This is a genomic window from Arthrobacter sp. Br18, from assembly GCF_000520555.1.
GTDB lineage: Bacteria > Actinomycetota > Actinomycetes > Actinomycetales > Micrococcaceae > Arthrobacter_D.
The window spans coordinates 1-8,404 of record NZ_AZSA01000262.1 but is presented as its reverse complement, the minus strand read 5'-3'; the positions used below and the strand labels follow the sequence as shown (position 1 = coordinate 8,404).

Here is an 8,404-nt window from a genome sequence, read left to right as displayed (position 1 = left end):
TAACCATCCCAGCCACCGGCCACGCAGTCACCCTCCACAACACCAAGGACCAATTCTCAACTGAGGTCTCCGCCTGGCTAGACACCCGCAACTTCGGCTCCGCACAGATGGGACAAATGCCCTCCGGTGGAGCGGATACCGGCGTTGCAGGCACACCGGCAAACAACACCAACGAAACCCCGTTCGGCACCGCCGGCATCAGCTTTCTCGCCGGGGCATTGGTCATCGCCGCAGGCGCAGCCTTCAGCATCCGCCGCAGGACGACCAACTAACAAAAACGGGACACCCTAGACCTGAAGGGTCGTTCCTTCACCAGATACGACAGTGTCTTCCACTCTTGCCGGACAGGTAAGCGTGGAAGCCACTGTCATTTTCATCGTGAAGCCGGTCGGCTCACCCACCGGTGGACGGCTTTGAGCTGAATCCCAAGGGCTCCACCCGCCCACAAGTGGTTGACCCGCAGTGAGTAAGGTAGCGGCCGTATGCACCGCAGCGCCGTCCGCACCCCGTTCCACGGTGCTGCGGACACTCATGCTGTGGACACTCATGCTGCGATGCGGATCGTTAGGGGCCCGCACAGGATAAGAAACTACTCATGCCACGACGTCTTTACTCGCGGAAGCATGCTGATTCTGCCGTTCAAGGCACAAAACCCTGCCGTGGATTTTCCCGCGGCCGGGTAGGTCCAACCTCAGGTTCGGAAAAGTCGATGGTAACGGTTTCCAGCTGGTCCATCATGATGAGCGGCAGCGTTCCTACCGTGGCACGGCGGCACTGAAGGCTCAGCCATCGATACAGTCGACGCTCTGCGGGGTCGTCCCGCATACCGGAAGGGAGCCGATGATGGGTGCCGATGAACAACTGCAGGTCCAGTAACCGTTGCTGCCACAACGATTCAGGGCGTTTGAGTGCCAAACTTTCCCTCGCTGCGGCACCTCCCCCCGGTGGGCCGCCGGTCTCTCCAGTGGCGGACGGGGTCGTCGTCATGGCGCCCCTATATCTAGAGAATGGTCAGGATCAACAGGACGGTCAGGAAGCTGAGGGCTTCGCGGAGCCCCGTTAGCGGTAGGGAAGGCAATGTGGATTCTCACGATCCTGTCGTGCCCGACCCTGTCCAGGGTGTAGCGCACTACCATGCCGGCCGCCAGTGCCGATTCGTGGGTACAAATATCAGGCGGGAGTTGCCGTCAGCGGGTTGGATAGTCGTACCGCCTGTTGCTGGATCATGGAAGAGAATCATCCCACTCCGATGCATCGCACTGTTCCTTCCCGGTCGGTGGCTCCTCGCCCGTCCAGGCAAGGGGAGCCCTGATCATCCCGGGTGCGCTGGCACGTCCTTGCAGCCTATTCCCATGCGCACCTATAGCAACGGCACGTACCTTGTAACCTCCCGGGCGTGTCACCAGGTGTGCTGCAGAGCCTCGTCTAGTTCCGGTTGCACGACGTGTCATCATTTTGTTCTCGTGCTCGGTCCATAGACGCCGTAATGCGCCGTGTTTCCGACAAAAAGCCGTCCTTCGTTACAAGGACGGCTGCTCTGTCGTTTTCACAGCGTGCGGTGGTTGTGGCAGTTTGAGTTGAACCCGGTATGACGGTTTGTTTTGAGCCCACCTGCCGACTCGCCGGGCAGGTTGTGACGGTTTGAGTTGGACCCACCCCAGCGTTGTTCTCATCTGATTGGTTTCCAACGGTGGAGGGCATGGGATGAGATCAAAAGTGGAGCTATTTGCCAGAATTCGCCGGGATGCGCGGGTGGAGGGTCTGTCTATTCGTGCGCTGGCCCGACGCCACGGAGTAGGGCGACAAATTGTGCGGCTGGCGTTGGATTCCGCTGAACCGCCGCCGCGGAAGACGCCGGTGAGAGTGGCCCGTCAGCTGCAGCCGGTCAAGGTCCTGATTGATGCGATGCTGTCCGAGGATCTTCAGGCACCGAGGAAACAGCGTCATACCATTCGGCGGATCTTCGCCCGGCTGGCTGATGAGCACCAAGAAGCATTCCTGGAAGGCCATATCGAAGCGTTCAACATGATCGGCGGCATCCCGGTGCGGCATATCCGGTATGACAACCTGACCAGTGCGGTAACGAAAGTCCTTTACGGGGGTGGGCGGCAGAGGGCGGAAAACGAGCGCTGGGTGCTGTTCCGTTCCCACTACGGCTTTGACCCTTTTTACTGCGAGCCTGGCATCTCCGGCGCCCATGAAAAGGGCGGGGTTGAAGGAGAGATTGGCAGGTTCCGGCGGAATTTCCTGACCCCGGTGCCAGTTGTTGAGTCCCTGGCAGAGCTGAACCGGAAAATCCGGGCATGGGACGAGGGCGAGGACCGTCGGCGGATCGGCAACAGGATCAGCACGGTTGGCCAGGACTTCACCGCTGAACGTCCTTTCCTGAGGCCGGTACCCGTAGAAGGGTTTGATCCAGGCCTGGTCCTCACTCCCAGGGTCGACCGCTCGGCGCTAATCAGTGTCAGGACGGCCAGATACTCCGTATCAAGCCCGGTTCATCGGCCGTAAAGTCCGGGTCTCGCTGCGTGCGACGGAGATCCAGGTCTTTGACGGCAGAACACTGATTGCCAGGCATCCGCGCACTGTTGTCAGGGGCGGGCAGTGCGTTCAGCTGGATCATTATCTGGAAGTACTCCGTATCAAGCCCGGTGCCCTGCCGGGCTCCACCGCCCTGTCTCAGGCCCGGGCTTCGGGTGTTTTCACTCCGGCCCATGACGCGTTCTGGGCGGCGGTGAGGAAAACCGACGGCGACGCGGCAGGGACCAGGGAACTGATCGATGTTCTGCTCCTGCATCGCTCGATGGACGCCCGGGACGTCGTCGACGGAATCGCTGCAGCCTTGCGGGTAGGGGCGGTAACGGCAGATGTTGTCGCAGTAGAAGCCCGCCGGGCAGCAGCTGAACGCGGCACGGTGCGGGGCCCGGCCGATCAGGTCGCCTGCGGGGAAGCGGAAATTGTCCAACACCGGATTCTCAGCCTTACCCAGCGCCGTCTGGCAGACCCGGCGGCAGTGATCGCCGGCCTTCCTGCAGACAAACGGCCGCTGCCGTCGATGGCGGCATATGACCGGCTCCTCAGACTGCCGGACCGCGCCGCGTCCCCGGAACCCGTCCCTGCCAGAGAAGGAAACGCATCATGAGCCCGACCCCACCGGTTGTCTCCCAGACGCTGCGCCGCCGGCGCGGAATGACTGAACAGGCCGCCATGGCAGCCGTGGAACAGGCATGCCGCCGGCTGCGTCTGCCAACAATCAGGACCGTGCTTGAGGAAGCTCTGGCCGTGGCAGGGAAGGAACAGCTCTCCTACCAGGGATTCCTCGCGGAGTTGTTGCTCGCCGAGTGCGATGACCGGGACCGACGCAGCTCCGTCCGGAGGGTGAAAGCGGCGAATTTCCCGCGCGATAAATGGCTGGGTGACTTCGACTACGAGGCGAACCCGAACATCAACGCCGCCACGATCAATACCCTCGCCACCGGGGACTGGATCAGGAAAGGCCAGCCGCTGTGCTTCATCGGGGACTCCGGGACCGGCAAATCCCACCTGCTGATCGGTCTCGGCACGGCCGCCGCGGAAAAAGGATTCAAGGTCAGATACACCCTGGCCACCAGGCTGGTAAATGAGCTGGTCGAGGCCGAGGACGAAAAGGTCCTGGCCAAGACCATCTCCCGTTACGGACGCGTCGATCTGCTGTGCATTGACGAACTGGGCTACATGGAACTGGACCGCCGCGGCGCCGAACTGCTCTTCCAGGTCCTCACCGAACGCGAGGAGAAAGCGTCCGTGGCCATAGCGACCAACGAATCGTTCTCCGGCTGGACCAAGACCTTCACCGACCCCCGACTCTGCGCGGCGATCGTTGACCGGCTCACGTTCAAGGGAACCATTATAGAAACCGGAACGGACTCCTACCGGCTGGCCCACACCAAAAACCAGCAACTCCGGGATGAATGAATACCTCGCTGGCTGCTATCCCCAGAAAATGGGATCCCCGCTTTTATCCACATGATCCAGTAGGACCTGAAGACTTGGGCTGGGAGCGAGGAACCGGTACTGATGGAACTTCAGATTCCGGTCGCGCCAGAACAAGGTCCACAGCCCTGTCTTCTTGGTGAAATACATCCGGGCTATGGGGAACCGCGACCACTGCGTTTCCCCGTTCTCATCCCACGGGGGACGGCATTCAAGAATCGTGATGTGACGGGCAGCGACATCGCACTCCACCCGCATCTCATCGCTGAACCTGGCAGGCACCCGTTCGGCACACCAACGGCGCGCACGAGCAACATCGAGCTCGGGCAATCCGGAAGAAACCATACCCACGATGATCCCAGAAGCACCACGGAGTGGACTCAAATCAAACCGTCACGGTGGGTCCAGAACTACTTGACACAACCACCTCTCAGGGGCGTGCTGTCCTGAAAGCGGGACGCTCCCCCGCCCTCGACTACCGGTGGCAGACGTAAACGTGCCTGGGGGTGTGCGTCGTTCTGCCGTTCGTCGTCGGCACCCGAGAGTTCTCCCTTACAGAAGTATCAGTCCAGGTAAGTATCAGTCCACGTACTCGGACTGGGTGCGGATGAACTGCCAGTCTTCGTCTGTGAGGAGCTGGCCCTCAGATGGCCCGCCCGCCTCGACGATTCCGGCTCTAACGTCGTCCGGGACATCGGCAGATCCCTGGTTTTCCCTCAACCACTGCTTTGCTTCAACACCAACACGCGGCCACCACTTCTCAATCTGCATCGCTTCCACACCATGCTCCTATCTCGACTGTTCACTAACCGTATCCCCCGGTGCTGTCGATCCAGGCGGCTACAACTTAGGATTTATCGCCGGTTGAGGATGCTGCGGATCATCCCGCCGATACCTCCGGGTCCGGGTTTGCCGACGCCGCCCCTGCCGGGAGTGTTCAGCCTGCCGGTCCCGGAACGCCGCCCGGTGGTGCCGGTGGGGTTGGCCCTGCCGGTGAATCGTCCAGCAGTGTTCTTGATGATGTTGCTCAGGCCCATGAGGGTTTCCTTCCGATCGTCAATTCGTGTGTTTGCAGTATCGGGTAGCTTCCGACTTTACGCGTCTTGCTGGGCCGCGACCAGAAAGAACTACCGGTCCCGCACCCATATGGGGGTCGCAGCCTGGTTGTGCGGCCGCTCAAGCGCAGGTGTATGACGATCCCGGCTCGCATCGTGGTCGTGGTCCTGCGTCACGAATGTAAGCCTGCTGTCCATCATTCTCCGGACCAGCCCGAAAAGTAACCCCCTGGCACCCGCAAACCTCCCCCACTGGTTTGGCCGGTGCTAGCGTTGTAACCGATCCACCTACAAAGTCCACGATGACAAGGAAGTGATCACGATGACGTCAGGCGAAAACGCGGAAGGCTGGGCCTTCTCCGACGAGGAAGCAGCACGCGAGGGCAACATCCCGAACCCCGAGCTTCCAAGAGACCCCGACCCAGCAATAGCAGACAAAGCGAAGACCTCACAAGACCAGGCCGGACAGCATGCGCCTGCCGTGGAACCGGATGAATCCGCGAATACTGCCAGCGAGTACCCCTCGCAGCCTGAAGCGGGCAAACCATCTTCCGACCAGTCCGAACGCTACGGCTACCAAAACGATGCGGACCCGCCCCGGTAGGACCTACACCAGTTCGGCTATGAGCAGCTGTTGCCCTACAAACGGCCTCCGTAGCTCCCACTTGCCTCCCCCACGGAAAATCAAAGCACCATTTCGAGCGAAGGAGACAATAATGTCCACTCCCAGAGATGAAAATAGAACCAACCTGGACAATGTTATTGAACCGGACAACGATGCACTTCCGAATCCCATTCGCCAGAGCCCTGCAGGGATGCCCGAAAGAATCGACGACGATGCTCTGGCGGCCGCCACGGAACAGGAACGGGTCGATGCCGGACTTATTGACTACGCCCCTGATCAGGTCCCGCCGGCAGCTGATCCTCCCCCTCCCGGAACCTCCGAGGCGGCCGAACTGGCACAACGTGGACTGACAGATGAGGATAACGGCGACTGAAACCACCACTAAGCCTTGATCCACCGATGCTGATCGGGGAGTTATCGGCGGTTTAAACCGAGAATGCCTGTCTTTTCAAGGAAAATGGGGTTTGTCTAGAACACCTTTGACCGAAAAGACAGGCATCTCGTAGATGCAACTTTCTCATACTGGTTTGTCCCTGTCAGCTTCCTTCGATGAGCCCAATTTCGTGTCCGCGGGTGGGTTGGTCCCGGTCATGGGACTGGCCCGCGATGCCGGACTCTGTCAAGCCCCGGGTGTGGTGGAGGGTTTGTTAGACCCGTTCCATCGGTTTGATGGCCGGGAGTTTTGAGTAGTAAATGGTTTCGGCTTCCACTGGCGGTAGGTAGCCGATCTCGCTGTGAAGACGTCGGTGGTTGTACCAATCGATGTATTCCGCAACGGCAATTTCCAGGTCGTTGCTGCTGGTCCACGGCCCTTTGTTACGGATTAGCCTCGATCTTTCATGAGGCGGTCTCGTCGGTGTGATCGGGGCTTACTGGTTGCCTGATGTGATTGATTCTGGCATGTGGGTACGACATTGTTGCCGCTGACCGGTGGCGGTGGTCGGTGATGGTTCCACGTCCATCACGTCGAGGCTGCTTTTCCTGCTCGGGGTCTGTCGGCGATGGTGGCTTTTACGGCGGGTCCAGGGCTCTGATGCGGGTGAGGGCTTTGATGAGCAGCGGCGTGTCAGGGGCTCTGGCGGCGAGGTGCACGGTCAGGCGTCGGGCGTGTCGGCTGGTCTTCCCGGCGATTTCGAAGATCCTCGCCCGGAGTTTCTTCGGTTCCCAGCGTCTGGCTTTCGTGCCGTGGAGGCCGAGCATCTGTGCCCAGGCCATGAGTTCGGCGGCGAGCATGACCAGGTGACACCAGAGCGTGTTGGCGGCGAACGAGTGCAGGGGCAGATTCGCCAGGCCGGTGTCTTTGGCGTTACGGATCCTGTCCTCACACCGGGCCCGTAACCGGTGGCGGACCTCGAGGTCCGCGAGCTGGCCATGGTCCTGGTTCGTGGCTAGGACGGTGTAGCGCATTTTTTTCGGCTCCCAGCGCCTGGCCTTCGTTGCGTGGAGGCCGAGCATCTGTGCCCAGACCATGAGTTCGGCGGCGAGCATGACCAGGTGACACCAAAGCGTGTTCGCGGCGAATGCGTGCAGGGGCAGGTTCCCCAGACCGGTGTCTTTGGCGTTGCGGATCCGGTCCTCGCAGCGGGCCCGTAACCGGTGGCGGACCTCGAGGTCCGCGAGTTGGCCGGTCTCCTGGTTCGTGGCCAGGGCCGTGTAGCGCATTCCGTCGACATCAGTAATCCTCAGCTGCGCGCCGACATGCGGGACTTCCTTGCGGACGATGAGCCGCATCCCGGCCGGCCAGGAAGATAGATCCAGCATCCCGGTGATATCGGCGACCCACGCCCCGTCGCGTTCGATCCCGTCACTGTTATAGGCGCGCGTCCACGCGGTCTTCGGTACCCGGGGCAGGACCGCTTCGACGGCCCCGTGGAGCGGGAACCCCACCGAATAGGCGAGGTTCCGGCGTGGGTGGGTGAGCCAGTCCAGGTAGTCGTGGGTGCCGCCGGCGGAATCGGTGCGGATCATCACTTTCCTGCCCGACCGATACCCCTTGGGCAGCTGTTGCAGCGCGTCCTTGGTGACCTGGATGTGGTCGGCCGCGGTGTTCGATCCGGCGTTCCCTGGCCGGAGCAGGACCGCCAGTGGTTCCCCGGTCCCCTCACCGCCGTGGTCGACGAAGGCGGCCAGTGGGTGGAACCCGTAGCCTTTCTTCCACGTCGGACGCGCGTCTTCTTTGTCCGAGTGGGAAATCAGCAGTGTTGCATCCAGATCCACGACCAACGGTGCGCCCTTGCTGACCCCGTGCAGCGGCGAGTGCTCGCCCGCGGCCGCCCAGACGTGGGCCCGCGCTGCGGCCCGGGCCGTGTTGATCGCCGCCAATGCCTTGGCTGGTTTTATCGTGGACAGGGTCGTGATCAGCCGGCTGACGGTCGGGTCCGAGGGGACCCGGCCGTAGACCTGCGGTTGGGCACGGAGCCGGTCCACGTCGGCGAGGCAGTCGCCGCCGGTGGCCAGCGACAAGCCCAGATCGGTGAGGATCTTGCCCGGGTCGTGCATTGCGAACGGTTTGCGCCACGGCGATAACGCGTCCGAGAGCCCGGCACCAAGCCCCGAGACGCGGACCGTGTCCGTCAGGATCAGCCCACCGGCCTGAGACACCACCCCAGAGCCTGCCGCATCAACGCGGACGGACGGGTAGAGACCGGTAACATTACTCACCTGGAAGGTGCTCCCTCGACGTACTGGAAATTGCTGTGTGGTAACAACACTTTCCCACGTCAGGAGCACCTTTCAGCTTTTAAACACACAC

7 protein-coding genes and 3 pseudogenes are annotated in these 8,404 nt (G+C 61.5%); 5 read left to right on the top strand and 5 right to left on the bottom strand.

What is annotated here, in order from left to right; genetic code table 11:
- From Y704_RS24765 to istB, 3 genes and pseudogenes are all read left to right on the top strand, one after another.
- A pseudogene (locus tag Y704_RS24765) lies at window positions 1-272 on the top strand (hypothetical protein); the annotation flags it as partial.
- Between the two features lie 1,432 nt (window positions 273-1,704).
- A pseudogene (locus Y704_RS18145) lies at window positions 1,705-3,142 on the top strand (IS21 family transposase).
- Window positions 3,139-3,954: an IS21-like element helper ATPase IstB gene (gene istB / locus Y704_RS0101610; protein ID WP_026548834.1), complete on the top strand. Its 816-nt coding sequence runs from the start codon at window positions 3,139-3,141 to the stop codon at window positions 3,952-3,954. Before Y704_RS18145 ends, istB begins: the two are co-directional and overlap by 4 nt.
- A 15-nt stretch (window positions 3,955-3,969) precedes the next feature.
- Here the strand turns inward: istB and Y704_RS25510 are convergent, their stop codons facing one another.
- The 3 genes from Y704_RS25510 to Y704_RS0101595 all read right to left on the bottom strand — a co-directional run bounded on the left by Y704_RS25510 (window position 3,970) and on the right by Y704_RS0101595 (window position 5,009).
- On the bottom strand, window positions 3,970-4,230 hold the full coding sequence (locus Y704_RS25510) for a DUF3024 domain-containing protein (protein ID WP_275451044.1): 261 nt from the start codon (window positions 4,228-4,230) through the stop codon (window positions 3,970-3,972).
- A 321-nt stretch (window positions 4,231-4,551) separates the two neighbouring features.
- Entirely contained in the window at window positions 4,552-4,743 is a 192-nt protein-coding gene (locus Y704_RS0101600) for a hypothetical protein (RefSeq protein ID WP_026548832.1), read from the bottom strand.
- Between the two features lie 83 nt (window positions 4,744-4,826).
- Window positions 4,827-5,009: a hypothetical protein gene (locus Y704_RS0101595; RefSeq protein WP_026548831.1), complete on the bottom strand. Its 183-nt coding sequence runs from the start codon at window positions 5,007-5,009 to the stop codon at window positions 4,827-4,829.
- 340 nt (window positions 5,010-5,349) lie between these two features.
- Between Y704_RS0101595 and Y704_RS0101590 the strand changes: the two genes are divergently transcribed.
- On the top strand, window positions 5,350-5,631 hold the full coding sequence (locus Y704_RS0101590; protein ID WP_026548830.1) for a hypothetical protein: 282 nt from the start codon (window positions 5,350-5,352) through the stop codon (window positions 5,629-5,631).
- A gap of 112 nt (window positions 5,632-5,743) precedes the next feature.
- On the top strand, window positions 5,744-6,025 hold the full coding sequence (locus Y704_RS0101585) for a hypothetical protein (protein WP_026548829.1): 282 nt from the start codon (window positions 5,744-5,746) through the stop codon (window positions 6,023-6,025).
- Window positions 6,026-6,663: 638 nt separating this feature from the next.
- Here the strand turns inward: Y704_RS0101585 and Y704_RS24990 are convergent.
- The gene (locus Y704_RS24990; RefSeq protein ID WP_253904188.1) at window positions 6,664-7,059 is read right to left on the bottom strand and encodes a transposase; all 396 of its coding nucleotides are present in this window, start codon (window positions 7,057-7,059) and stop codon (window positions 6,664-6,666) included.
- Window positions 7,045-8,313, bottom strand: a pseudogene (locus tag Y704_RS18140) (IS1380 family transposase); the annotation flags it as partial. The gene Y704_RS24990 and the pseudogene Y704_RS18140, both read right to left, overlap by 15 nt.
- Window positions 8,314-8,404: the final 91 nt, after the last annotated feature.